General features: G+C 75.4%; 21 protein-coding genes and 1 riboswitch. Of the genes, 8 read left to right on the top strand and 13 right to left on the bottom strand.

Annotation, left to right across the window (positions count from 1 at the left end):
- The first annotated feature begins 54 nt into the window (after positions 1-54).
- Positions 55-1,458, top strand: a complete 1,404-nt coding sequence (locus tag ACGFXC_RS00840; RefSeq protein ID WP_393708183.1) for an NAD(P)/FAD-dependent oxidoreductase — start codon at positions 55-57, stop codon at positions 1,456-1,458.
- The gene (locus tag ACGFXC_RS00835; RefSeq protein ID WP_393708182.1) at positions 1,455-2,642 is read left to right on the top strand and encodes an MAB_1171c family putative transporter; all 1,188 of its coding nucleotides are present in this window, start codon (positions 1,455-1,457) and stop codon (positions 2,640-2,642) included. Before ACGFXC_RS00840 ends, ACGFXC_RS00835 begins: the two co-directional genes overlap by 4 nt.
- Before the next feature lie 12 nt (positions 2,643-2,654).
- Here the strand turns inward: ACGFXC_RS00835 and ACGFXC_RS00830 are convergent, their stop codons facing one another.
- On the bottom strand, positions 2,655-4,175 hold the full coding sequence (locus tag ACGFXC_RS00830) for a peptide MFS transporter (protein ID WP_393708181.1): 1,521 nt from the start codon (positions 4,173-4,175) through the stop codon (positions 2,655-2,657).
- A gap of 125 nt (positions 4,176-4,300) precedes the next feature.
- A complete protein-coding gene (locus tag ACGFXC_RS00825; protein ID WP_393708180.1) occupies positions 4,301-5,182 on the bottom strand; it encodes a bifunctional 5,10-methylenetetrahydrofolate dehydrogenase/5,10-methenyltetrahydrofolate cyclohydrolase in 882 nt (293 codons plus the stop codon).
- Between the two features lie 27 nt (positions 5,183-5,209).
- Positions 5,210-5,309: riboswitch (ZMP/ZTP riboswitch) on the bottom strand.
- Between the two features lie 57 nt (positions 5,310-5,366).
- Between ACGFXC_RS00825 and ACGFXC_RS00820 the strand changes: the two genes are divergently transcribed.
- Together ACGFXC_RS00820 and ACGFXC_RS00815 are read left to right on the top strand one after the other, a co-directional pair.
- Complete coding sequence (locus ACGFXC_RS00820; RefSeq protein WP_393708178.1) at positions 5,367-6,128, top strand: methyltransferase domain-containing protein; 762 nt, start codon at positions 5,367-5,369, stop codon at positions 6,126-6,128.
- A 238-nt stretch (positions 6,129-6,366) separates the two neighbouring features.
- Complete coding sequence (locus tag ACGFXC_RS00815; protein WP_393708176.1) at positions 6,367-7,950, top strand: RNA polymerase sigma factor; 1,584 nt, start codon at positions 6,367-6,369, stop codon at positions 7,948-7,950.
- Between the two features lie 4 nt (positions 7,951-7,954).
- Here the strand turns inward: ACGFXC_RS00815 and ACGFXC_RS00810 are convergent, their stop codons facing one another.
- From ACGFXC_RS00810 to ACGFXC_RS00790, 5 genes are all read right to left on the bottom strand, one after another.
- On the bottom strand, positions 7,955-9,766 hold the full coding sequence (locus tag ACGFXC_RS00810) for a hypothetical protein (protein WP_393708175.1): 1,812 nt from the start codon (positions 9,764-9,766) through the stop codon (positions 7,955-7,957).
- A complete protein-coding gene (locus tag ACGFXC_RS00805) occupies positions 9,763-10,824 on the bottom strand; it encodes an ATP-binding protein (RefSeq protein WP_393708174.1) in 1,062 nt (353 codons plus the stop codon). Before ACGFXC_RS00805 ends, ACGFXC_RS00810 begins: the two co-directional genes overlap by 4 nt.
- A gap of 68 nt (positions 10,825-10,892) precedes the next feature.
- On the bottom strand, positions 10,893-12,344 hold the full coding sequence (locus ACGFXC_RS00800) for an amino acid permease (protein WP_393708172.1): 1,452 nt from the start codon (positions 12,342-12,344) through the stop codon (positions 10,893-10,895).
- A gap of 75 nt (positions 12,345-12,419) precedes the next feature.
- Complete coding sequence (locus ACGFXC_RS00795; RefSeq protein WP_393709560.1) at positions 12,420-14,525, bottom strand: phage holin family protein; 2,106 nt, start codon at positions 14,523-14,525, stop codon at positions 12,420-12,422.
- Between the two features lie 191 nt (positions 14,526-14,716).
- Complete coding sequence (locus tag ACGFXC_RS00790; protein ID WP_393708170.1) at positions 14,717-15,121, bottom strand: hypothetical protein; 405 nt, start codon at positions 15,119-15,121, stop codon at positions 14,717-14,719.
- A 201-nt stretch (positions 15,122-15,322) separates the two neighbouring features.
- Here ACGFXC_RS00790 and ACGFXC_RS00785 point away from each other — a divergent pair, with 201 nt between their 5' ends.
- Together ACGFXC_RS00785 and ACGFXC_RS00780 are read left to right on the top strand one after the other, a co-directional pair.
- Positions 15,323-16,099 carry an MBL fold metallo-hydrolase gene (locus ACGFXC_RS00785; protein ID WP_393708168.1) on the top strand — a complete coding sequence of 259 codons (777 nt, stop codon included), beginning with the start codon at positions 15,323-15,325 and terminating at the stop codon, positions 16,097-16,099.
- Positions 16,096-16,758: a DedA family protein gene (locus ACGFXC_RS00780; protein ID WP_393708167.1), complete on the top strand. Its 663-nt coding sequence runs from the start codon at positions 16,096-16,098 to the stop codon at positions 16,756-16,758. The genes ACGFXC_RS00785 and ACGFXC_RS00780 overlap by 4 nt, the downstream gene beginning before the upstream one ends.
- A gap of 33 nt (positions 16,759-16,791) precedes the next feature.
- Here ACGFXC_RS00780 and ACGFXC_RS00775 read toward each other — a convergent pair whose 3' ends face one another.
- The 3 genes from ACGFXC_RS00775 to ACGFXC_RS00765 form a co-directional block, all read right to left on the bottom strand.
- Positions 16,792-18,201 carry an amidase gene (locus ACGFXC_RS00775; RefSeq protein ID WP_393708166.1) on the bottom strand — a complete coding sequence of 470 codons (1,410 nt, stop codon included), beginning with the start codon at positions 18,199-18,201 and terminating at the stop codon, positions 16,792-16,794.
- 89 nt (positions 18,202-18,290) lie between these two features.
- Complete coding sequence (locus ACGFXC_RS00770) at positions 18,291-19,562, bottom strand: aminotransferase class I/II-fold pyridoxal phosphate-dependent enzyme (protein ID WP_393709559.1); 1,272 nt, start codon at positions 19,560-19,562, stop codon at positions 18,291-18,293.
- 138 nt (positions 19,563-19,700) lie between these two features.
- The gene (locus ACGFXC_RS00765; RefSeq protein ID WP_393708164.1) at positions 19,701-20,273 is read right to left on the bottom strand and encodes a TIGR03086 family metal-binding protein; all 573 of its coding nucleotides are present in this window, start codon (positions 20,271-20,273) and stop codon (positions 19,701-19,703) included.
- A 189-nt stretch (positions 20,274-20,462) separates the two neighbouring features.
- On the opposite strand from ACGFXC_RS00765, the gene ACGFXC_RS00760 reads away from it, so the two are divergent.
- Complete coding sequence (locus ACGFXC_RS00760; RefSeq protein WP_393708163.1) at positions 20,463-21,293, top strand: methyltransferase domain-containing protein; 831 nt, start codon at positions 20,463-20,465, stop codon at positions 21,291-21,293.
- Between the two features lie 186 nt (positions 21,294-21,479).
- Here the strand turns inward: ACGFXC_RS00760 and ACGFXC_RS00755 are convergent, their stop codons facing one another.
- Positions 21,480-23,444 carry a DUF5107 domain-containing protein gene (locus ACGFXC_RS00755; protein ID WP_393708161.1) on the bottom strand — a complete coding sequence of 655 codons (1,965 nt, stop codon included), beginning with the start codon at positions 23,442-23,444 and terminating at the stop codon, positions 21,480-21,482.
- Between the two features lie 64 nt (positions 23,445-23,508).
- Positions 23,509-24,102, bottom strand: coding sequence for a GNAT family N-acetyltransferase (locus ACGFXC_RS00750; RefSeq protein WP_393708159.1), 594 nt, complete (start codon positions 24,100-24,102; stop codon positions 23,509-23,511).
- Positions 24,103-24,139: 37 nt separating this feature from the next.
- Here ACGFXC_RS00750 and ACGFXC_RS00745 point away from each other — a divergent pair, with 37 nt between their 5' ends.
- Complete coding sequence (locus ACGFXC_RS00745) at positions 24,140-24,862, top strand: hypothetical protein (RefSeq protein WP_393709557.1); 723 nt, start codon at positions 24,140-24,142, stop codon at positions 24,860-24,862.
- 26 nt (positions 24,863-24,888) lie between these two features.
- On the opposite strand, the gene ACGFXC_RS00740 is transcribed toward ACGFXC_RS00745, so the two are convergent.
- Entirely contained in the window at positions 24,889-25,125 is a 237-nt protein-coding gene (locus ACGFXC_RS00740; RefSeq protein ID WP_393708157.1) for a DUF1049 domain-containing protein, read from the bottom strand.
- Positions 25,126-25,145 lie beyond the last annotated feature (20 nt).

Genomic DNA, 25,145 nt, shown 5'->3' with positions numbered 1-25,145 from the left:
ACACCCACCGCGTGCCGAAGTCCCGGCACGGCCCCGGACAGAGAGCACGACACGATGAACCAGTCCCCACCGCGCCGCCACGCCGTCGTCATCGGCGGCAGTCTGACCGGGCTGCTCGCCGCCGCCGTCCTCGCCGGACACGCGACGGTCACCGTCATCGACGCGGACCCGCTGCCCGAGGGACCGGCCCCCCGCCGCGGGCTCCCGCAGGGCCGCCACACCCACCTGCTGTGGTCGGGCGGCGCCCGCGCCATGGAGGAGATCCTGCCGGGCGTCCTCGACGCCCTGACGGACGCGGGGGCGCTGCGCCGCAGCCTGCCCGCCGACCTGGCCACCATGACCGCGCGGGGCTGGATCCCGCGCCGCGGCGGAACCCAGTTCACCGTCTCGTGCAGCCGCGACCTCCTCGACTCGGTGCTCCGCGCCCGGGTGAGCGCCCTGGACGGGGTCGGCATGCTCCCGCGGAGCCGGGTGCGGGGGCTGGAGGGCACGGCGGACCGCGTCACCGGGGTCCGCGTCGACACGCCCGGGGAGCGGGACCGGCTGGTGGCCGCCGACCTCGTGGTCGACGCGAGCGGACGCGGCTCGCGGGCGGTGGCCTGGCTCGGGGCCCTGGGCGTGGACGGCGTCCGGCGGGCCGAGGTCGACTCCGGGCTGGTCTACGCGACCCGGATCTTCGAGGCCCCGGCCGGGGCGCACGCGGCGGGGTTCCCCATCGTCAACGTGCAGTCCGATCCGCGGATGCCCGTACCCGGGCGGACCGGGACGATCGTGCCGATCGAGGACGGGCGCTGGCAGGCCACCCTCTCCGGCACCCGGGGCGGCCAGCCGACCGCCGATCCGGAGCTGTTCGTACCGTTCGCCAAGGGCCTGCGGGACCCGGTCGTCGGTGAGCTGCTGGAGGACAGGAAGCCCCTGACGGACGTGGCCGTCACCCCGGGCACCGCCAACCGGCGCCTCTACTTCGAGAAGGCCGCGCTGCCCGAGGGCTTCTTCGCCGTCGGCGACTCGGTCGCCACCTTCAACCCGCTGTACGGGCAGGGTATGACGGTCGCCGCCCAGGGGCTGCTGGCCGTGCGCGCCCTGCTCCGGGACCGGGACCTCGCCGCACCGGGGACCGGCCGCGCGGCGCAGCGCGCGATCACCCCGCAGGTGGCCACCGCCTGGGAGCTGGCCACCTCGCAGGACATCCTGTACCCGGGGGCCACCGGGATGGAGCCGAAGGCCGGGTCGGGCCTGCTCGACCGGTACGTCGGCCGGCTGATGACGGGAGCCACCACCGACGAGGCGCTGAGCGCCGCCCTGTTCAAGGTGATCACCATGAGCGGACCGCCCACCGACTGGCTGCGGCCCTCGGTGGTCTGGCACGTGCTGCGCGCCTCGGAACGCGGCGCGCTCCAGGGACCGCCGCTCACCGCGGCCGAGCGGGCCGTGGCCGGGCTGGGTCCCGCCCGGTGAACAGCGGGCTGCTGCGCTACCTGCCCGGTTCCCTGATGGTCCTGGCGCTGCTGGTCAAGGCACCCTCACTGCGCTGGGACTGGGACCGGCCGCTGAACCGGACCGCCTGCCTCCTGCTCGTGCTGGGCGCCCCGATCACCTTTCTGGCGTCACCGCCGACGATCTCGGCCGTCAACCGGGCGACCGGGGTGGTCAACTTCTCGGCGCCGCTGGTGTTCTCCCTCGCCACGCTGTTCTCCGGGACCTGCGTGGTCCTGGTCCTGCGGTGGCGCGGCGGGCCGCCCGTGGCGTTGCGGCGGGCCACCCGGCTGACGGCCGCCGTCTTCGGATCGACGACCGTGGCGATCGTCGTCCTGTTCGTGATCGGTGACGCGCCGGTGGAGCGGCTGCGGGACCTGGACACGTACTACGCCACGACGCCCTGGATCCGCGAGATGATCGTCTGCTTCCTCGTGGCGCACACCGCCGGCACCGTGACCCTGACCGTGCTGTGCGCGAAGTGGTGGCGGCACGCGGACCGTTCGCTGCGCACGCTGCGCACCGGACTGGCCCTGATCGTGCTCAGCGGGCTGCTGGACCTGGCCTACCTCGCCGCCAAGTGGGCTTCGGTGGCCGCCCGCTGGGCCGGCCGCGACTGGGTGGTGCTGTCCACGGACGTGGCGCCGCCGCTGGCCTCCGCGGCCTCCCTGACGGTCGGCGCGGGATTCCTCGTACCGCTGGTCGCAGGCTCGTCGGCCTGGCGGGACCTGCGCCACTACCACGGGCTGCGCCCGCTGTGGAAGGCGCTGCGCGCGTTCGCGTCCCGCAGCGTGACGACGGTGCCGCTGGCCTGGTGGTCGCCGCTCGGGATCCGGCTGGTCCACCGCGAGTCGGTGATCGACGACGGGCTGCTGGCCCTGGCCGGCTGGTTCGACCCCGCCGTCCGCGAGGCGGCGTACGCGGCCGCGCGCCGGCAGGGTCTGGACGGCCCGGCCGCCTCCGTGGTGGCGGACGCGGCCGTGCTGGCGGCGGCCTGCCGCGGCCGGGAGGCCGCGGACCGCGCGGGCACGGCGCAGCCCCCGCCCTGGCCGGCCGGGGCGGACGCCGGGCGGCTCCCGGAGCGTCCGCCGCTGCGCGCCCTCGCCCGGGCGCTGCGCACCTCCCCGATCGTGGCGGCGGCGGGCCGGGGGGAGCCGGCCGGCTGAGGGCGCGGCCGCTCAGGCGGCGGCCGCCACCGGTACGGGGGCCGCGGCTTCGCCGGTCAGGGCCTTCAGATGGCCGGTGAACAGGACCATCACCGCGCCCGCCACGATCACCAGGGCGCCCTGCCACAGGAAGTTGAGGCTCTGGCCGAACACGGCGTCCAGACGGGGCAGCTGCGCGCCGATGGCGTCCCCGGTGGCGGCGGCGAGGAACCACACGCCCATCATCTGATTGGTGAAGGCCCTCGGGGCCAGTTTGGTGGTGACCGACAGGCCCACCGGGCTCAGGCACATCTCGCCCATGACCTGGATCACGTACACGCCGACGAGCCACATCAGGGAGACCTTCACCCCGGTGGAGGCCAGGGCGGCCGCGCCGGACATCACCACGAAGGAGGCGCCCGTCAGCAGCAGGGCCAGGCCGAATTTGAGGGGGGTGCTCATCCGGCGGCCCCGGCGCACCCAGAAGGCGGCGAAGACGGGCGCGAGGAGGATCACGAACAGGGCGGGCAGGGACTGGGTCCAGCTGGCCGGGACGTGCCACCCCAGCAGGCTCAGGTCGGTGCTGCGGGCGGCGAACAGGTTCAGCTCGCTGCCCATCTGGTCGTAGACCAGCCAGAACAGGGTCGCGGCGAGGAACAGCCAGACGTAGGCCCGCAGCCGGGTGCGCTCCACGGCCGTCACCTTGGGACTGCGGTACATGGACAGCAGCACGGCGGCGGGGACCAGGACGGCGACGACCGTCAGGGCGAAGGTGACGCCGTCGATGCTCAGGGCGTGCCCGGCGTACAGCAGCCCGGTCGCGGCGGCCGCGGCGGCCAGCCCGTAGCCCGTGGTGCGCCGCAGGCGGGCCCGCTCGGCGGGGGTCGGGGGGACCACGGGCTCCTCGCGCAGCTGTCCGGCCAGGCGGCGGCCGCCCAGGACGTACTGGAGCAGGCCCAGCGCCATGCCGACGGCGGCGGCGGCGAAGCCGAGGTGCCAGTTGACCTCCTCGCCGAGGTAGCCCACGACGAGCGGGGCGATGACGGCGCCGAGGTTGATGCCCATGTAGAAGATCGAGTAGCCGGCGTCGCGGCGCTGGTCGTCGTCGGCCGCGTAGAGCCGGCCGACCAGGGCGGAGATGTTGGGCTTGAGCAGGCCGGTGCCGATGACGATCAGCACCAGGCCGGGCCAGACGAAGGCGGGGCCGGGGACGGCCATGAGCACGTGGCCCGCCATGATGACGACGCCGCCCCACAGGACCGCGCGGCGGGCCCCCAGGAAGCGGTCGGCGACCCAGCCGCCGGGCAGCGCCAGGAGCGAGATCATCGCCATGTAGACGCCCTCGACCGCCTCCGCGGTGCCCTCGTGCAGGCCCATGCCCCCGTGGCCGCGGGAGGCGGCGAGGAAGTGCACGAGGACGGCGACCATGCCGTAGAGGCTGAAGCGCTCCCACAGCTCGGCGAGGACGAGGGTGGCGAGCCCGCGCGGGTGCCATCCGGGGGCCCGCCCGGCCCGGGAGCGCTGGTCAGTGGAGGTGTCCGTCGATCCGTTCACGTACACCAGTGCAGCGCCGGGCGCGGCGGTCGCGGATCGGTCTTTCGGCCCCCGCGCGGGCGGACGCGACGCCCCGGACCGAAGGACCCGGGGCGTTCGCCGTGCTCCGTGGGGCGCGGTGGGGGTCAGAGGTCCGCGAGGAGCTCCGCGAGGTCCAGGCCGGCCTGGGCGGCGGCGGCGTGCACGGTCTGCTCCAGCAGGACCGCGATGGTCATCGGGCCGACCCCGCCGGGCACCGGGGTGATCAGGGAGGCGCGGGCGGCGGCCGACTCGAAGTGGACGTCGCCGACGTTGCCCTCGTTGTAGCCGGCGTCGAGGACGACCGCACCGGGCTTGATGTCCTCGCCCCGGATGAACTCGGCCTTGCCGACGGCGGCGACCAGGACGTCGGCCTGGCGGACGATGGAAGGCAGGTCCACGGTGCGGGAGTGGCAGTAGGTGACGGTGGCGTTGCGCTCCAGCAGCAGCATGCCGGCGGGCTTGCCCAGGATGGCGCTGCGGCCGACGACGACGGCGTGCTTGCCGGTGAGGTCGACGTCGTAGGCCTCCAGCAGGCGCATGATGCCGCCGGGGGTGCAGGAGACGAAGCCGGGCAGGCCGAAGCCCATGGCGGCGAAGGAGTGCATGGTGACCCCGTCGACGTCCTTGCCCGGGGCGATGGCCTCGAAGGCGGCGCGCTCGTCGATGTGGTGCGGGACGGGGTGCTGGAGCAGGATGCCGCTGATCTGCGGGTCCTCGGAGAGGGCCGTGATCTGCGCGACGAGCTCCTCGGTGGTGGTCGAGGCGGGCAGCTCCACGTGGCGGGAGGTGATCCCGGCCTTGGCGCAACGGTTCTGCTTCATGCGTACGTAGGTCACGGACGCGGGGTCCTCGCCGACGAGGACGGTGGCGAGGCAGGGCGCGGTGCCGGTCCGCCCGGTGATCTTCGCCGCGAGGGCGGCGGTCCGCTCGGCGGTGCGGCGGGCGAGGGCGGTGCCGTCCATCAGGCGGGCGGTGGCGGTCGTCATGGGGTCTCCTGGACGTCGCAGCGGATCGCGGATCGCCCAGGCGCGCGGCAGTCGGCGTACGGGAGTGGGTGTACGCCGGGCCGCTCCCCGGTGGTGATCCACCCGAACGCCAGTCACGGCCCGCCGCACAGTCTAGTCGACATATCCGGTGGTTGACGGGCTTCGGACCTGGGACGATCGGGGCATGACGCGCACTTTCGACCATCTCGTCGCAGAAGCGGAGTCCGTCTCCGTGGACGGCTGGGACTTCTCCTGGCTCGACGGCCGGGCCACCGAGCAGCGGCCCTCCTGGGGCTACCAACGGCTGCTGGGCGAGCGCCTGGCACGGGTCCGCTCCGCGCTGGACATCCAGACCGGTGGCGGCGAGGTGCTCGCCGGGGCCGGGCCGCTGCCCCCGCTGACGGCGGCCACGGAGTCGTGGCCGCCGAACATCGAAAGGGCGACGCGGCTGCTGCACCCGCTGGGCGCGGTCGTGGTCGCGGACTCCGACGAGCCGCCGCTGCCCTTCGGCGACGGGGCCTTCGAGCTGGTCACCAGCCGGCACCCGGTGACCATCTGGTGGGACGAGATCGCCCGGGTGCTGACACCGGGCGGCAGCTACCTCTCCCAGCAGGTCGGTCCGGCGAGCGTGTTCGAGCTCGTCGAGTACTTCCTGGGCCCCCAGCCCGAGGAGGTCCGGCGCGGCCGGCACCCCGACGACGCGGTCGCCGACGCCGCGAAAGCGGGCCTGGACGTCGTCGATCTGCGCTCCGAGCGGCTGCGGACGGAGTTCCACGACATCGGAGCCGTGATCTACTTTCTCCGGAAGGTGATCTGGATGGTGCCCGGCTTCACGGTCGGGCAGTACCGGGACCGGCTGCGCGAGCTCCACGAACGGATCGAGCGCGAGGGCCCGTTCGTCGCGCACACCGCCCGGTTCTTGATCGAAGCCCGCAGAACGGGCTGACGTTTCGGCCGGCGGAGGGCACGTATCCGGGGCGGACGGATCCACGCGGGATCGGTTGCGCGGCCACAGCGTGGCGCAGGTCACTCAATTCAGCGCGTAACGAATCGACTCGGGCATGCGATGAACCGACAGGTGTCCTCGCGCGGCCCCGGAATACAGACCCCCCTCGGGTCTGTTTCCCGAGTTCGCGCGATGATGTCCCGCCCACTCCCTATCTGTTCGCAACGAGAGGCTCCTTGTGTCGCTCAGCCCGTCCCGTACGTTCCCTCCGGAGATCGCCGAATCGGAGGCCCTCGTCGCGCTCGTCGAGCGCGGCCGCGAGCAGGGTCACATCAACGGTGACGATGTGCGTCAGGCCTTCGAGGCCGGCCGCATCCCGGTGGACCAGTGGAAGCGGGTCCTGCGCAGCCTGAACCAGGTCCTGGACGAGGAGGGTGTCGCCCTCCACGTCAGCGCCGCCCCCGCCACGAAGGCCGCCGCCAAGAAGCCCCGCAAGGCGGCAGCCGCTCCTGCCCGCACCGTGACGAAGAAGGCCGCGGCGCCGCGCCCCATCGGCGCGCGCAAGACCGCGGCCACCGCCGCCCCGGCCGCCGCCGCGGCGATATCCGCTTCGCCGGCCGGCGCCGAGGACGAGGCGGCGGCCGCGGCCGCCACCGAGCCGAAGAAGCGCACGGTCAAGAAGGCCGCCGCGAAGAAGGCCACGGCCACGAAGAAGACCGCCGCCACGAAGAAGGCCGGCGGCAAGGACGGCGACGACGCCGAGACCCCCGCCGCCGAGGGCGAGGACTGGGCGGCCGAGGACCTCGCCGACGAGCCCGAGGAGGAGGCCCCCAAGGCGGGCGGCACCCAGGGCTTCGTCCTGTCCGACGACGACGAGGACGACGCCCCGGCACAGACGGTCATGGTGGCCGGTGCCACCGCCGACCCCGTCAAGGACTACCTGAAGCTGATCGGCAAGGTGCCGCTGCTCAACGCCGAGCAGGAGGTCGAGCTCGCCAAGCGCATCGAGGCGGGCCTGTTCTCCGAGTACAAGCTCGAAGAGGAGGAGGACCACAAGCCCGCGTTCAAGCGCGAGCTGGAGATCCTCGTCGAGGACGGCCGGCGCGCCAAGAACCACCTCCTGGAGGCCAACCTCCGCCTCGTGGTCTCCCTGGCCAAGCGCTACACCGGCCGCGGCATGCTCTTCCTGGACCTGATCCAGGAGGGCAACGTCGGTCTGATCCGCGCGGTGGAGAAGTTCGACTACACCAAGGGCTTCAAGTTCTCCACGTACGCGACCTGGTGGATCCGGCAGGCGATCACGCGTGCCATGGCCGACCAGTCGCGCACCATCCGCATCCCCGTCCACATGGTCGAGATCATCAACAAGCTCGCCCGCGTGCAGCGCCAGATGCTCCAGGACCTCGGCCGGGAGCCCACTCCGGAGGAGCTGGGCAAGGAACTCGACATGACCCCCGAGAAGGTCATCGAGGTCCAGAAGTACGGCCGCGAGCCGATCTCCCTGCACACCCCGCTGGGTGAGGAGGGCGACAGCGAGTTCGGTGACCTCATCGAGGACTCCGAGGCGGTCGTCCCGGCGGACGCCGTGTCCTTCACGTTCCTCCAGGAGCAGCTCCAGTCGATCCTGGGGACGCTCTCCGAGCGCGAGGCGGGCGTGGTCTCCATGCGCTACGGCCTCAACGACGGCCAGCCGAAGACGCTGGACGAGATCGGCCGCGTGTACGGGGTCACCCGTGAGCGCATCCGCCAGATCGAGTCCAAGACCATGTCGAAGCTGCGTCACCCGTCCCGTTCGCAGGTGCTGCGCGACTACCTCGACTAAGCCCTCAGGCCAGTCGGAAGACCGGCCCCTTGGGAGTGAACGGCAGGGAGGCACCCTGCGGAACCAGGAAGGCGTGTTCGCGCCGGATCCGCAGGGTGTCGCACCACCCGTCGGTGATCACCAGGACCGGGGCGCCGGGCGGGAAGTCCGCGGCCCGGTGCAGCAGGTCGACACCGGGCTGGAGCACGGTCCCGCCCCGCCCGCGCACCCGTACCCGGCCCGCGATCTCGCTCGGCGGGACATAGCCCGCGTCGTACGGCGCCGCGTCGCAGAACACGACGCGGGCCGCCGGTACGTCGCGGGCTTCGGCGTACGAGGCGATGGCGCCCAGCGCCTTGCCGAGCAGCTCGGCGTTCATGGACGCCGAGGTGTCGAGGACCACGCCGAAGGTGCAGCGGGCCACCTCCTCGGTCGGGTGGTGGCGGCCGGCGCGCGGGATGTCCGGCGTGGACGCCTGGCGGCGCGCGGGGCGTCCGTAGGTGCGCACCGGCACCGGGCGCGGTACGTGTTCGTCGAACCAGCGGGCCAGCGCGGCGTCCCAGGGCACCGGCGGGTGCGCCAGGGCGCGGATCTCCTGGACGAGCCCGGCGGGCAGCAGACCGCGGTCCCCGTACGCGTGCAGGTCGAAGCCCTGGAGCAGGGCGCGCCGGTAGAACGTGTCGAGGTCGGTGTACGGGCGGGCGGCGGGGTGCGGCAGCGGTTCGCCCATGATGTCGCCGAGGCCCTTGCCCCGGAGCGTGGCGAGGCGGCGCGAGCGGCGCAGGTCGGTGGTGATGCGGTCGTAGACCTCTTCCACGGACAGACCGGCGAGGGCCTGGTCGTGGAGGAGCCCCTCGGGCATGTCGCCGACCCCCATCTCGACGAGCCAGCCGTTGACGACGTAGTCCGCGGCCACGTTGTGCAGGTACGGGTCGCGGGCGCCGCGGCGCTCCCCGTGGCGCAGGGCGGCGTGCAGCATCTCGTGGGCGAGGACGAAGCGCCACTCCTCGTCGCTGAAGGTGCGCAGCGGGTTGACGTAGATCTCTCCGGCGCTCGCGCTGACGGCGGCGACGGCGATGCCCTGGGCGCGGGCCAGCTCGGCGTCGGCGACGACGGTCAGTCCCGCGGCGAGGCCGCCGAGCAGCGGGTACGCGGAGACGAACCAGTTCAGCGCCAGGTCCCAGGGATGGCGGCGCACCCTCTCGCCGGTGGTCCGGTCGCGGCGGCCGCCGGCCACGTCCATGGCGGCGGAGACGCTGCGGGTGAGGGCGTGGGCGAAGGCGGTCTCCCAGTCGGGGGCGGTCTTGTTCCAGGTGTTCCAGGTGAGCCAGACCTGGTCGGGACGGTCCCCGGCGGTCCCGCACCGTTCGTAGGCGGCGGGGATGCCGTCACGGCGCCAGCGGGCGGCGAGCGTCTCCTCGTCGCCCCCGGGGTACGCGCCGGGGAGGTGGTCGGGGGCGCGGCCGGCCGGGAAGGTCAGCAGGAAGCGGTTGACCACGGCGCAGCGGGCCGCGAGGTCGAAGCGGTCGGGCTGGGCGCGGCGCTCCTCCCGGGCGGCGGGCACGTGTCCGAAGCCGAGGTGCAGGAGGGCGTGGGCGAGGGTCCAGGCCCACTCCGCGGGCTCGGCGCGCCGGGTGGGGTGGACGTGGACGGTGCCGTTGGAGTCCACGGCGGCCAGTCCCGCGGCGGCGGTGTGCGGGCATCCGGCCCGGCGGCAGACGTGGGCGTCGAGGGCGGCGAGCGCCGGGTTGCGCTTGACCAGGGCGAGGCCCGCGGCGAAGGCCTCGGCGGCGGGGTCGGGGCGGTCCTCGGCCCGGCCGCGGCGGCGGGTGGTCACCGGCGGGCCTCGACGAGGCGGGGCATGTCGCGGGCCGCCTCGACGAGGAACCAGGCGGGCAGGACGGGCAGGCCGTCGGCGTCGTCGGCGATGACGGTCTGGGCGACCTCGACGGAGATCTCGGCGAGCTGGACCAGCAGGGACTTGGCGCGGTGGGCGGTCTGCCGCAGGGCGGGCGAGACGTGTTCCTTGCGGGCGGGGAGCTCCTTGACCAGGCGGCCCCGGAAGGCGTCGGCGAGGAAGTAGAGGAGGTCGCGGTCGGCGGGGCGGGTGGGCCAGGAGGCGTCTCCCTTGAGGATCGCCTCGATGCCGAAGGAGTGGCGGACGATCTTCGCGTAGCCGCAGAAGGAGACGGCGTGGGCGGGGGTGAGGGTGCCGTGCGCGACGATCTTCAGGGTCTCCTCGTCCAGTCCGGTCCCGAAGGAGTGCAGGGCGTCGGACAGCATGTGCCAGGAGCGCGGGGTGGAGAAGGGTTCCTCGGTCTTGGGCGGCGGCGACCAGAGGTGGTCGGGGCGGTCGGTGAGGTAGTCCGTGACCCAGGGGTGGATGCCGTTCTCCCCGGCCCACACGAGCCAGTCGGCCGCGGACGCCTGGAGGTGTACGTGGGTGAGCCGGTTGACGAGGGCCGAGGCGATGGGGCGGGCCAGGGCGTTGTCGGTGGCCCGGTTGCCCGCGCCGATCACGATGGAGCCGGCGGGCAGTTCGTAGGAGCCGATCCGGCGGTCGAGGATCAGCGAGTAGAAGGCCTTCTGGACGTCCGGGGTCGCGGCGTTGAGCTCGTCGAGGAACAGGCAGTAGGGCTCGTCCCGGGCGATGGCTTCGGGCGGGCAGAACACGGACCGGCCGTCGCGGATCTGCGGGACGCCGATCAGGTCCTCGGGGGCGAGCTGGGTGCCGAGCAGGCTGACGCACTCCAGGCCGAGCGAGTCGGCGAACTTCCGCACCAGCGAGGACTTGCCGATGCCGGGCGCCCCCCAGATGAAGACGGGCCGCACGGTGGCGAGTCCGAGGAGCAGTTCGGGTATCCGGGCGGGGGTGACGGTGGCGGCGGCCTGCACGAGTGCTGTTCCTCGGGGATCGGGTCGTGTGGTGCGCCCAGTGTGGGCGCACCGCACGGCCCGGGGCATCAGGTTTTTCCGCCCTGCGGCGCGGCGGCGCGCTGCTTGCGGGCCGCCATCAGGGCGTAGCCGAGGACGCCCGCGAAGAGGAAGAGCACGCCCTGGTAGACGGCCGCGTAGCCGGATCCGGCGACCAGCCACATCGAGAAGCCGAAGGCCAGGGAGGCGAGGACGGCGTCGCGCACCAGCCGCCCCCGCCGCACGCGCCCGCCCTGGCCGGAGGCCAGGAAGTAGAGCTGCGCCGCCGTGGACAGCAGGTAGGGGACGGTCGCCGTGAAGGTGGTGACCAGGACCAGGACCTCGAAGACGCCCTCGGAGCCGGCGGTGTAGTTGTAGACGGTGAGCGCGGAGGCCAGGGCGGCCGTGACGAGGACGCCGACGACGGGGACCCCCCGCCGCTTGGTCGCGAAGACCTTCGGGAAGAGCCCGTCCTCGGCCGCCGCGTACGGGGTCTGCGCGCTGAGCAGGGTCCAGCCGTTGAGGGCGCCGAGCATCGAGATCACGGCGGCGCAGGCGACGAGGGTGCCGCCCCAGGTGCCGCCGAACATCGCGTTGACGGCGTCGGTGAAGGGGGCCTGGGAGTCGACCAGCCGGGCGTGGGAGACCAGGCCGAAGACGGAGAGGGTGCCCAGGAGGTAGACGACGGCGGCGCCGCCGGTGCCGAGGATGGTGGCCCGGGCGACGTTGCGGGCCGGGTCGCGGACCTCGCCCGCGCTGACGGCGGCGGACTCCATCCCGAGGTAGCTGAAGAGCAGGATCGCGGCCGAGGCCGAGACGGCCCCGACCGGGCCCTGGCCGGTGGCCCGGAAGGGTCCGAGGTTCGCCGGGTCGAAGAAGAACAGCCCGCCCACGGCCACCAGGAGCAGCGGGACCAGCTTCAGGACGGTCGCCACCAGCTGCACGGCGCCCACGTACCGGGTGCCGGCCAGGTTGGCGAGTGCGGGCAGCCACTGGACGGCGAGGGCCGCCAGGCACATGGACCACCGGTGGGCGCCGACGGCCGGGAAGAGCACGCCGAGGTAGCCGACGGCCGCCACGGCGAGGGCCGCGTTGGAGACCCAGGCGGTGATCCAGTAGCTGTAGGCGGCGAGGAAGCCGGCGAAGTCGCCGAAGGCCGCGCGGACGTACACGTACGGGCCGCCGGTGCGCGGGTGGCGTTCGGCGAGCCGGCCGAAGACCAGGGCCAGGGCCACGGCGCCGGCGGTGAGGACGGCGAAGGCGACGAGGCTGATGGTGCCGAAGGGGGCGACCGAGGCGGGGAGCAGGAAGATCCCGCCGCCGATGATGTTGCCCATGACCAGGCAGGTGGCGACCGGGAGACCGAAGCGGCGGGCGTGCCGGTCGCCGCCCGGGCCGGGGGCCGGCGCGGGCGTGCCGGTGGCGGTGCCGGTGGCGGTGTCCGCCGAGGGGGGTGCGGGGGCCGTGTCGGTCACGGCGGGTGGTGCTGCGGTGCTGGTCATCGGGGGTGCGCCTCGGGACGTCTCACATGGTGGGCAGGTCACCACATGGTTGACCACGCCGGAGTCGGCACCAAATCACCGGATTTCGTCCGGTGCGGGGAGCTCTGCGGAAGGAAAGGTTCCACCCGATTCCGGCACCAGCCGGTGATCCTCCCGCCGGGGCTCCGCCCCCGCTCCGCGCACCGGCTCCCGTACCGGCTCCCCGCCGGTCAGCGGGACCTGCGGGCCGTCGGCCTCCCGCAGCCAGCGCCGCAGCACCCGGTGCACGGACTCAGCGCCCACCAGGTCCGGCCCGGGCTCAGACAGCTCCGTCGGCCACATCAGGAACGGGTGCCCCTGCTCCCCGCCGAGGCCCCCGTGCGAGCCGATCTGCTCTTCGAAGGCGTGCACGGACCCGGTCCGCGGGTCGTACGCGGAGTTGACCATGATGTCGGCCACGTGCGGGAAGGAGTCCGTCCGGCGGACCGCGTCGGCCGCGCCCGGACCGAAGGCCGCCAGCAGTTCCTCCGCCGCCCCCGGCACGTCCAGCCGGGCGCTCGCCCCGCCCGGAACCAGCACCTCCCCGTCCACCAGCAGGAAGCCCACCCCCGGGTGGTGGGCCAGGGTGGGCAGCAGGGCCGGGTGCGCGCGCTCGATCCACTCACGGGTGGCCCGGCCCGGCACCTCGGGGAAGGAGACCAGCCCGAGGTTGCCCGACGCCAGCACCACCGGATCGGAGCCGGGCGCCGGGCGGGCCTCCTCGCCCGCCTCCTCCACCGGCCGGTGCAGGGCCGCCAGGACGGCCGCCCGGGCCTCGGCGCCGCTGCGGGTGCGGCCCGCCCGGCGCGGGACGGGCAGCCCGCAGCCGGCCCGGACCAGGTCCTTCAGGGTCAGCCCGTACCGGGCGAGGAAGGTCTCCCCCGGGCTCTGGCCGTGGTCCGACAGCAGCACCAGGCGGTACTCCCGCGGCGCGTGCTCGGCGACCCGGGCGATCAGTGCCAGGCTCCGGTCCAGCCGGGCCAGCACCTGGTCGGTGTCGCGGCCGTGCGGCCCCGAGTGGTGCGCGACCTCGTCGTAGGCCACCAGGTCCGCGTACACCGCCGCCCGGCCCGCCAGCATGTCCCCGATCACCGCCGAGACGACCACGTCCCGTTCGATGACCGTCGCGAAGGCCCTGATCACCGGGTACAGGCCGCCCCGCGAGACCCGGGGCCTCACCTTGCGCGCCCGCGCCCGCAGCGACTGGCCGATCTCCCGGGCCACCTCCGCGACCAGGGACAGGGCGGTGCGCACCGCGTTCGCCGGATCGCAGAAGTACGCGAAGTAGCCCGCGCGGGAGCGGTTGGCGCGGCCCCGGCGGGCGGCGACCGAGAGCACCAGGGCGAGCTGGTCGGCGCCGCCGCTGAAGAGGTTGCCCCGGCTGGCGCCGTCGAGGGTGAGCAGCCCGCCGTCCGCGGTCCGCTCGATCGCCCGGCGCTGGAGTTCGGCGGCACTGGTGGGCCGGTTGCAGACCATCACCTCGCCCGTGTCCTTCTCGTACCAGCGGAAGGCCGGGACGTCGAAGTTGGAGCCGTGCAGGATGCCGAGCTGGCTGGCGCCGGTCTGGCTGGACCAGTCCGTGCGCCAGGGGGTCAGCCGGTGGGTGCGCTCCAGCCGGTCGGCCACGGCCGGCATCAGGCCGTCGGCCGCCGCCCGCCGCAGCGCCTCGTACCCGACGCCGTCGAGCTGGAGGAAGACCAGCCCGGGGCCGGCCCCGCCCGCCGGCGCCCCGTGGCGTCGCCGGCGCCGGTCGGCCAGCCGGTGCAGGCGGCGGCGGTACGCCTCGTCGTCGCGCACCGCGAGGGCGGTGGAGGTGGCCGACGCCACGGCGGACATGACGGCGGCGACGACCACCGCGGTCTCCGGGGCGACCCTCGCCCCCCGCCCGTCGGGGATCAGGTCGAGCGCCATCAGCAGCAGCGAGCCGTTGAGGAAGAACACGAGGAGCCCGAGCACCAGGGCGGGCACGAGCAGCAGGGCCCGTACCAGGACCGGCCAGACCAGCGCGCTGAGCAGGCCGAAGGCTCCGGCCGCCCAGGCGGCGGTCAGGGCGACCCGCGAGACGCTGGCGCCGTCGGCGGACTGGAGGCGGAAGTCGGGCAGGACCGCGGCGAGCGCGAGCATCGTGAGGGTGGACGCGGCCCAGACGAGGACCACCCGTATCAGTGCCCGGCCCGCGGCCCGCCACCGCAACCGCCCTCGCCACACGCCGTACCGCCTCGCTCCACGGTCCGCGCCCCGCCCGCGGATCCCCGGCCAGCGTCGCACAACGCGCGCGTTCCGGCTGGTCGGCGGGTCACTCGCACGCGCGTTCGCGATGCGGGGACGGGGCGGACCGCCCCGTCCGGAGGGGTCTACGTGCCGTCGTAGCCGGCGGTGGGCATGGACAGGCGCCGGTGCACCTCGGCCTTCATGGCGGAGGTGTAGGCGGGTTCTTCCAGTCCGGCGGTCTCCAGGCGGACGCCGCGCCGCGCGCACTCGGCGGTGAACTCCTCCACCGAGCACAGGGCGCGGGCCAGGACCCGCCTGTTGGGGGCGACGAACAGATCGACCTGTCCGGCGTCCACGTCGCACCAGAGTCCGCAGTGGTCGGCCCGCAGCCCGTAGAAGAGCAGGTGGCGGGTGACCACGTAGCCCCGGGCGTCGGCCCAGCGCCCGCACATGGCGTGCTGGCCGCGGGTGTCCACGGCGAAGGGGTCGGTGTCGAGTTCCTCGAGCGGGGCCAGGCTGGCGATCGCGGCCACGCGCAGCGCTTCCATGGCGCCCGACCCTACTCCGATCCGGGCTCCGGGAGGAGGGGGCGGCCGGGACCGGTTGCCGGAAGCGGGCCGCGCGGGCGGGCGGGCGCGGCCGGGGCCCCGGATCCGTGGTCACCCGCGCGTCGCGGGGCAGACGGGAGGGTGACGACAGGCCCTAGGCTCGACGGACCGCGGGGCGCAGGGCGAGGGAAGGAGTCCGGGGTGCCGGTGGAGATCACCTGGTGGGGGCACGCGACGTGCACGGTGCGCGATTCCGGGGTGCGGGTGCTGACGGACCCGCTGTTCGCCCGGCGGTTCGCGCACCTGCGGCGGCGGCGCGGGGCGCTGCCCCCGCCCGAGGCGGCGGAGGCGGACCTGGTGCTGGTGTCGCACCTGCACGCCGACCACCTGCACCTGCCGTCGCTGGCCCGGCTCGCTCCCGGCACCCGGCTCGTGGTGCCCAGGGGGGCGCGCCGGGCGGTGCCGGGCCTGGCCCGGCTCGCGCGGGTGCGGGGGCTGGCGGTGACGGAGCTGGCCGCGGGCGAGGAGGCGGACGTGCGGGAGGGCGTACGGGTCCGGGCGGTCGCGGCCCGGCACGACGGGCGGCGGATGCCGTTCGGGCCCGAGCGGGCGCCCGCGCTGGGGTACGTGGTGCGGGGCTCGGAGCGGACGTACTTCGCCGGGGACACCGGCCTGTTCGACACCATGGCCGAGGAGGTCGGTCCGGTGGACGTGGCGCTGCTGCCGGTCGGCGGCTGGGGCCCCTACCTGGGGGCGGGGCACCTGGACCCGGAGCGGGCGGCGCGGGCCGCGGCGCTGCTGCGGCCCGCGGCGGCGGTGCCGGTGCACTACGGGACGTACTGGCCGGTGGGCATGGACGCGGTCCGGCCGCACGAGTTCCACGCGCCGGGCGAGGAGTTCGCCCGGTGGGCGCGCCGGCTCGCGCCGGAGGTGGCCGTACGGGTCCCCGCGCACGGGGAGCGGGTGCTGCTGCCGTGACGGCGTGGTGGGAGGCGGCCCAGACCGTGGGCCGGGTGACCCCGGAGGGCACCCGGCAGGCGGTGGGGTACCCGGCGCTGTTCGTGCTGGTGGCGCTGGGGGCCCTGATACCGGTGATCCCGACGGGGGCGCTGGTGAGTTCGGCGGCGGTGGTGGCGTTCCATCAGCGGTCGCTGCCGTTCGGCGTGCTGCTGGTGTGCGCGGTGGCGGCCCTGGCGGCCTTCTGCGGGGACGTGGCCCTGTACTGGCTCGGGCGACGGGGGGTGCACTCGAAGAACGGCTCCCGCTGGCTGGAGTCCCTGCGCGGGCGGGCGACGCCGGAGCGGCTGGAGCGGGCGCAGACGAAGCTGGACGAGCACGGAGTGCTGGTGCTGGTGCTGTCGCGGCTGGTCCCGGCGGGGCGGATCCCGGTGATGCTGGCCTGCCTGCTGGGCGGGATGCCGCTGCGGCGGTTCGCGCGCGGGGACGCGCCGGCGTGCCTGGCCTGGGCGGTGACGTACGGGCTGATCGGGATCCTGGGCGGCTCGCTCTTCTCGGAGCCCTGGAAGGGCGTGGCCCTGGCGGTGGGCCTGACCCTGCTGATCAGCGCGGCCCCGGCCGTGTGGCGGCGCCTGCGCCCGGCGCCGCCCGCGCCCCCGCCCGCGCCCCCGGCCGCGTGAGCCGGCCCGGCGCCGGGGCGCCGGGCCGGGGTGTCAGGCGGCCGCGCCCGGTCGGCGGGCGGTCCAGGGACGGGCGGCTTCCAGCTGGGCGGCCACCCCGAGCAGGGTGGCCTCGTCGTGCTCCCGGCCCACCAGCTGGACGGAGAGCGGCAGTCCGTCCTTGGCGAATCCGGCCGGGACGGCGGCCGCCGGATTGCCGGTGACGTTCCACAGGGCGGTGTAGGCGATCATCGGGCGCGAACGGAGCATCGCCCCGGCCATGCCCCGGCCGTCGAGGACGCCCACCCGCCGGGGCCGGTCGGCGAGCGTCGGGGTGAGCAGCAGGTCGACGCGGTCGAAGACCCGGTTGGCGCGCACGGCCATCCGCTCCCCCGCCCGGACGGCCCATTCCACGGCCGCCCCGGGCGCCAGCCGGGCGGCGCGCACGGTCTGCCGGGTCCGGCGCTCCAGCAGTTCCGGGTGCTCGACGGCCAGCGCCTCGTAGCGCACGCCCCCGTAGAACTGCGGGAGGAACGCGGCGGTGGTGTCGGGGTGGCGGGGGTCGGTCTCCCGTACGTCGTGGCCCAGTTCGCCGAGGGCCCGGACGGTCTCGCGCAGGGCCGCCAGGTGGTCGGGGTGGGGGCGTACGCCGGGCACCGCGGGCTTGGCCGACCAGCCGATCCGCAGCCTGCCGGGCGGTGTGGACGCCGCCCGGACGAAGCTCGTCGCGGCGGGCCGGGCCGCCCAGCGGTCGCCGGGGGCCGGGCCGCTCAGCACGTCGTAGAGCAGGGCGCTGTCCAGCACGCCGCGGGTGAGCGGCCCGACGGTGCCGAGGGCGTACCAGAGGTGGGGGTGCGGGGCGGTGGAGACCCGGCCGCGCTGCGGTTTGAGCCCGAACAGGCCGCAGCAGGCGGCGGGGATGCGGATCGAACCGCCGCCGTCGCCGCCGAGCGCGGCGCCGACGAGTCCGGCCGCGACCGCCGCGGCGCTCCCGCCGCTGGAGCCGCCGGTGGTGCGGGAGGTGTCCCAGGGATTGCGGGCGTAGCCGTGTGCGGCGGATTCCGTGAACGGCCACTGCCCGAACTCCGGCATCGTGGTCTTGCCGACGATCACCGCGCCGGCCGCCCGCAGCCGGCGCACCGCCTCGCAGTCGCGGGCGGCCGGGGTGCGGTTGGCGGCGCCGCCGAAGGTGGTGACCTCTCCGGCCACGTCCAGCTCGTCCTTGACCGCCACGGGGACCCCGAGGAGCGGGAGGTCGGCCCCGGCCGCGCGGGCCGCGTCACGGGCGTCGGCCTCCGCCAGCGCCCGGGCGCCGAGGACCACCCGGAAGGCGCCCAGGTCCCGGTCGAGCCGCTCGATCCGGCGCAGCGAGGCCTCGGTCAGGGCCCGCGCGGACACCTTCCCCGCGCGCACCAGGGCGGCCTGCCGGGCGGCTCCCAGGAACAGCAGCTCACTGTCGTCCACGTACGCGCCTTCCGCTGCGGGGTGTGTGTCGCACAGATTAGCGACACCGGGCCCCGGCGCGGCGGCGGATGACGACCGGCCGGGGCGGGTCAGCCGGCCAGGCCGGCGAGCACCGAGCGGAGCCGCTCCAGCGCGTCCCGGACGTGCGGCAGCGCCAGCGGATCGCCGGAGCCGAGCGCGGCGAGGCGTTCGGCGGGGGTGGCCCCCAGCAGCGGGCCGGTCGACAGCCGCACGCGCAGCGCGCCCAGTTCATCCGCGAACCGCTGCCCGCCCGGCGTGGGCGCGCCCAGCCGGGCGCCGAGCCAGTCCTCCAGCTCCATCGCGTCGCCGACGCCGTGCCGGGCCAGCGCGCCCCGCAGCGGGGTCAGGTCCGCGTACAGGTGGCGGCCGGCCTGCGGGGGCCGGGCGAGCGCCCCGACGGCCAGGAGTTCGCGGTGCGCGGCCGCGGCGACGGTGCCGTGCAGGGCGGCGGCCGCGTAGGCGCGGCCCGCGACGGCGTCGGACTCGTCGAGGGCGTGCGCGGCGGCTCCCGCGACGGGCCCGGCGACCAGGGCCCCGGTGGCGGTGAGGACGTCGAGGGTACGGGCCCGCAGCCAGGTGCCGCGCGGGGTGCCGGGAAAGCGGACCACGGCGGCGGGCCAGCCGGCCGGCAGCAGCGCGCCGGACAGGTCGATCAGGACGGCGGCCTGCTCGGGGAGCATCTCGGCGGGGCTCAGCACCAGGGTGTCGTGGGGCCGGTGCACGGTGTCGCGCCAGCTCTCGTCGCTGACCACGAACAGCCCGGCGGACTCCGCCGCCTCGCAGGCCTCGCGCAGCATCTCCGGCGGCGGCACGGTCGCGGTGGGGTCGTCGGCGACGGACAGCAGCAGGACCCGCGGGTCGCCGCCCTCGGCCCGCACCCGCCGGACGGTCTCCAGCAGGGCGTACGGGTCCGGGATGCCGCCGCACTCCGCCGGGGTGGGGACGTGGTAGGCCCGCCGTCCCAGCAGCCGGACCTGCGGGGTCCACCAGGCGGGACAGGGCCGGGGCAGCATGACGTCCCCGCCGTAGGCCCCCAGCAGGGCCAGCAGCAGGGCGGGCGCGCCCGGGCCGGCGGCCACGTTGTCGGGGGCGGTGGCCAGCCCGCGCCGGCCCCAGTGCCGGCAGGCGGCCTCGTGCACGGCCGGCCCGCCGCCGGGGGGCTCGGGGGCCGCCCGCCCGGCCGCCTCGGCGAGGACGGCGGTCAGCTCGGGCAGCACGGGCAGGCCGGGCTGCGGGGCGGGGGGTCCGTAGCGCACCGGACCGCGCCCCTGGGCGGCGGCGCGCCACGCCCCGGACGCGCCGGAGGCCCCGGACACCCCGGCCAGCCGCCCTTCCGCCATCCCCGACACGTGTCCGCCTCCCGTTGCCGCCGCCACTGCGTCACCGACCGACCAGCCGTGACCTTTATACGACCATTTACTCCGCCATGCCCGCTTGTGTCAGCCCCGGACGGGCGGCGTCGGACGGGCGGCGGCTCCTCAGCCCCGTCTGCCGACCAGCGCCAGCAACCGGGTCTGCGCGTTCGCCCCGGCGGGGAATTCCAGCGGCGGGGCGAACATGCCGCCGTCCGCGAGGGTGTCGGCGTAGGGCATGACCTCCTTGAGGGCGAACTCCACCAGGGCGTCGGGCAGCCGCTCGTCCGCGCCGATCGCCCGCGCCAGGTCCCAGGTGTGCACGACGCAGTCGGTGGTCAGCTCCGAGCAGTACGCCGAGCCGCGCGTGGGCCCGTACGACAGCGCGACGGTCCGCTCCAGCGCACCCGGCTCGGCGAAGGCCTCCAGCGCGGCGGCCGCGGCCCGGTCCCAGGCGGCCACCGGGTCCGTGCCGAGCGGGTCGCCGGACAGCGCGTCGCCGACGTCCGCCACCGTGCGGCCCTCGGCGAGCAGGGGCGGGATCCAGAGCTGCTCGCCGGTCACGTGGCCGACCAGGTCCCGCACGGTCCACTCGGCGCAGGGGGTCGGCGCGCCCCAGTGGTCCTCCGCGACCTCCCGCACCCGCTCACCGAACAGCCGCAGCGCCGCGGCGTGCTGTCCGAGCAGCGTTTCCGGCATGGCTCTCACCGTCTTCCACGCTCTGGCATCCCCTGCGCCCCACTGTCCTCGCCCACCTCAAACGCTGCCACCGTGTCGGCCATGCACCTTGGCGCGCCAGCCTTGTGTCCATATATCGAAACACCTATCTCACATATCAATCAGAGGGGCTACCGTGATCACCACGCTTCGACGACGAGGAGTCCCGCCATGAACGACCCGCACCGGGCACGCGAGAGCGCCGTCTACACGCACGGCCACCACGAGTCGGTCCTGCGCTCGCACCGCTGGCGCACGGCCGCGAACTCGGCGGCCTACCTGATCCCCGAACTGCGTCCGGGCATGCGGCTGCTGGACGTGGGCTGTGGCCCGGGCACCATCACGGCGGACCTGGCCGAGCTGGTCGCCCCGGGCGGTCGGGTGACGGCGGTCGACGCGGCGGCGGACGTACTGGAGCAGGCCGCGGCCCACGTCGCCGAGCGCGGGAGCGCCGGGTCCGTGGACTTCGCGGTGGCGGACGTCCACGCCCTGGACTTCCCCGACGACTCCTTCGACGTGGTCCACGCCCACCAGGTGCTGCAGCACGTCGGCGACCCGGTACGGGCGCTGCGCGAGATGCGCCGGGTGTGCCGGCCCGGCGGGATCGTGGCGGTACGGGACGCCGACTACGCGGCGATGACCTGGTACCCGGCCTCGCCCGCCCTGGACGAGTGGCAGGACCTGTACCGGACGGTCGCCCGCGCCAACGGCGGCGAACCGGACGCCGGACGGCGGCTGCACGCCTGGGCGCGGGAGGCCGGGTTCACGGACGTGACCTGCTCGGCGACGGCGTGGTGCTACGCCACCCCCGAGGAGACGGCCTGGTGGTCGGCCCTGTGGGCGGACCGGACGACCGCCTCCGCCTACGCGGACATCGCCGTCCGCGGCGGGCACGCGACGGCGGACGGCCTGGCCGCCGTCGCCGGGGCCTGGCACGCCTGGGGCGGCCACCCCGACGCGTGGTTCTCGGTGCTGAACGGCGAGCTGATCTGCCGCGCCTGACGGCGGGGCCCCTAGGGGCTGTCGTCAAAGTCGTGTCTGCCCCGCGACGCCCGGCACGCACTCTCGCCGTGCCGGGCGAAATCCCGAGTACGTCCAGTACGAGGGCTTCCGCCCGGCACGCCGAGAGCACGCACCGGACGCCGCGGGACCGCCCTCCGGGCTACGACACGACTTTGACGACAGCCCCTAGGCCGGCCGCATGCGGAAGTCGTACGCCGCCGGGAGCGGGGCGTCCGTGAGGGCGGACCAGATCTCGGACAGGGTTTCCTCGCCCTCCCTGAGATCGGGCAGTTCGAAACCGTCCTCGAACAGGCGGCGGGCCGCGCCCACGTGGCCCTCCGCCGCCAGCAGCCGGGCGGCCAGCAGCCGGAAGCGGCCCTGCTCGCGCAGGGCGGGCCGGAGCCGGTCCCAGACCGCGCGGGCCGCCGCCGGCCGGCCGGCGCCGAGCAGCGCGGTCATCGCCTCCCGCCCCAGCGCGGACTCGGCCGCCGCCCACCGGTCACCGCCCCGGCTCTCCTGCACGAGGTCCTCGAAGGCCTCCGCATAGCGGTCGGCGGCCCGTTCCCTGTCTCCGGCGAGCTCGTCGGCCACCGCCAGCGCCCGCAGCAGCGGCCAGCGCGAGGGCGCCAGCGCCAGCCCGCGCTCCCAGCTGCGTACGGCCTGGGCGGTGTCGCCCGCGTGCCACTGGGCCACGCCCAGGTGGTACTCGGTCAGCGGGTCGGCCGGGGCCGTCTCCAGCATGTCCCGCCAGTGCGCGGCGACCAGCGCCTCCCCCGGCGGCACCACCTTGCGGGGGGCGGGGAACACCCCGGTGCGCCACAGCTGCGCCCACGGCTCCTGGGCCTCCCCGAGGCCGGACTCCGGGAAGGGGGTGCCGGGCAGCTCGAAGCCCCCGCACAGCACTTCCAGCGCGCCCCAGCCCGAGCCCTCGGCCAGCCGCTCCCCCGGTTCGGTGTCGGCGTGCGCGCGCCAGGCGGTGCGGGCCGCCTCCAGGGCGGCGGCGGGCAGTGCGGCGTCCAGGGCCGCCGAGGCGGCCCCCCGGGCCGCCGCCCAGTCCTCGCCGTGCACCGCCGAGGGATCCGCCGACAGCGGTCCGTACGCCTCCAGCCAGCTGAACTCCGCCCCGGCCTCCAGCCGTACGTGCTCCAGCTGGGTCCGGGCCAGCCCGGCCTGGATCTCGGCGTAGCCGCCGGTGCCCGGTTCGGTGAGCCATTCCTGCCAGCGGCGGCCGCCCGCGCCCGCGCCCCACACGAAGAGCTTGCGCCCGCGCAGCAGGCGGGTGGAGGCCTGCACCAGCCCCTGCCCGTCGGCGTCGAGAGAGGCGATCCAGGGCCGTTCCTCGTCCTGGACCTCGTAGAAGAAGTCGGCGGGGTGGGCGCTGTCCAGCGGGTACGTGCGGTCGGCGTCCTCCCAGCGGGGTACGGGCACGCGGCGCAGGGTGCGCTCGTAGCCGAAGTGCCAGGCCTCTTCGGCGGGGGCCAGGACCCGGCTCCCCGCGGCCTCGGGGACGGCGGTGTTGGACCACCAGTAGACGGGGGCGGGCCGCTCGTGCGGGTTGCGGACGCGGACGCCGACGTAGAGGAAGTCGGAGTCGGCGGGCAGCCACAGGTCGACCTGGAAGGGCAGGTCGCGCAGCCGCTCCCACTCCCACAGCCGCACCATCGTCCCGCCGTCGGGGGCGGGGACGAGGGCGGCGTGCAGCGGGGCGCAGGACAGGGTGGTGTGGCCGGTGGCACCGATGTTCCATTCGATGCCGCCGGAGAACCAGGCGCCGTTGAGCGCGAAGTTCGCGGGCTGGAACACCGGGTTGCGGTAGAGGAGTTCGCGTCCGCTCGGCAGGTGGACCAGGGAGTGGATCCGGCCGCCCAGTCCGGGCAGCACCGTGGCGCGCAGCCGGCCGTTGTCGATGACGACCGCCTCGAACTCCCGCTCCGCGCGCTCGCGTCCGTACCCGTCGCGCAGGCGCACCGGCAGCAGCGAGCGCAGCGGCTCGTGGCCGACCTGGCGGGCCATGTCGCGCGGCAGCCCGTGGCGCGAGCGCTCGTCCAGCTCGTGGACCGCGACGGGTGCGCGCAGGGCGGGGAGGGGGTTGTCGGGACCCAACGGGGCGGCCGGGAGGGTCAGCAGGGCACGTCGGACGGTGGTGGCCATGAGGGAATGGAACACTCCGTCCCGGCCGGTGCACAGGGGTTCCGCGCATCACCACCGGTCAGGATTACGCAAAGCCCCCCGTGGCGGGGCCCGGGGGCCGGGCGTCCGCACACATGTCCGCCGTCACGGCCCAGCGTTCGTGGTCCCGCCAGGCGCCGTCCACGTGGAGGAAGTCGGGGGAAAGGCCCTCCAGCCGGAAGCCGCGCCCCCGTACGAGAGCGAGGGAGGCGGTGTTGCCGGGCTGGATGTTGGCCTCCAGCCGGTGCAGTCCGAGGCCGCCGCGCTCCTGCGGGGCGAAGGCGCGGGCGAGGACCAGATCGAGGGCCTCGCCCATCAGGCCGCGTCCGGCGGCGTGCGCGAAGGCCCCGTAGCCGAGCGCCCCGCAGCGGAAGGCGCCGTGGACGATGTTGTTGACGTTGACGAATCCGGCGAGGGCGCCGCCGTCGAGCTCGCGCACGAGGAACCCGGCCCGTCCCTCGCCGCCGGCCAGCCGGGCGGCGTAGGGCTCGTACTCCTCGATCGTGGCGGGCGGGAACAGCCAGGGGGCGTGCAGGGCGCGGCTCTCGCGGGCACGGGCGGTGAACTCGGGACCGTCGGCGGGGGTAACGGGGCACAGGCCGACCCGCCGGCCCGTGGCGAGGTACGAAGGAAAAGACATCGCCCCAGGTTAGGGGGTGTGGCAGCATCCCGGCGTGATGATCACTCCGGAGACTCCCGAAGACCTCGTGCGCATGGCCGCCCGCAACAACGCCGAGTGGTGCGCCGCCGTCAGCCGCAGCGGCACCTTCTCCGCCTCGGTGTGGAGCAGCGCGCGGCGCACCCCGCCGCTCCATCCCGACGCGGTCACCCTGACCCCCGGGGCGACGGCGGCGGAGGTGGTGGGCGGCATCGACACCCGCTGCCCCGGCTGTGCGGTGAAGGACAGCTTCGCGGCGCTGGACCTGGCCCCGGCCGGTTTCGAGGTCCTCTTCGAGGCCCGGTGGATCCACCGGGCGGCGGGGCCCGCCGGGGCGGCGGACACGGGCCTGCGGTGGTCCGCGGTCCGCACCGCCGGGGAGCTGGGTGCCTGGGCGGCCGCCTGGAGCGGCGGGGCGGACCCCGGGCCGTTCCACGCCGGCCTGCTCGGCGGGGACCTGGTCTTCCTGGCCGGGCGCCGCGGGGAGCGGATCGTGGCGGGGGCCGTGGCGAGCGCCGGGGGCGGCGTCGTGGGCGTGTCCAACCTCTTCGGCGCGGCCGGGGCGGACGCCGGGGACGGCGCGGACGCCGGAGCCGTCTGGGCGGCCGTCCTGGACGCGGTCGCGGACCGCTGGCCCGGTCGGCCGGTGGTGGGGTACGAGCGGGGCGAGGACCTGGAGGCGGCGGTCCGCGCCGGGTTCGCGCCGATCGGCCCGCTGCGCGTGTGGCTGCGCACCGGCTGAACCCCGCGGCCCGGGGCCCCCGGGGGCTACGGGCGGCGGCGCCGGGACAGGTAGGCCCCACACACCCCGCCGAGGAGGGCCGCGGCCAGCAGGGCCAGGTAGAGCGGCATGGTGACCTTCGGGATCAGCAGCCGGATCTCGGTGGACTGGGTGTTCTCGAAGATGAAGACCAGGGTGAGGGCCACGAGGGCGAGGATGCCCACGCGGCCCGGGGTGAGCGCGGTGCGGCCCGTACGGCCGTCCTTCGGTGCGTGGCGGGTCATGGCCCCATGCTCGCCGCTCA

The sequence above is a fragment of the Streptomyces sp. NPDC048507 genome, assembly GCF_043199995.1.
GTDB lineage: Bacteria > Actinomycetota > Actinomycetes > Streptomycetales > Streptomycetaceae > Streptomyces.
This window is presented reverse-complemented; position numbering and strand designations above follow the sequence as displayed.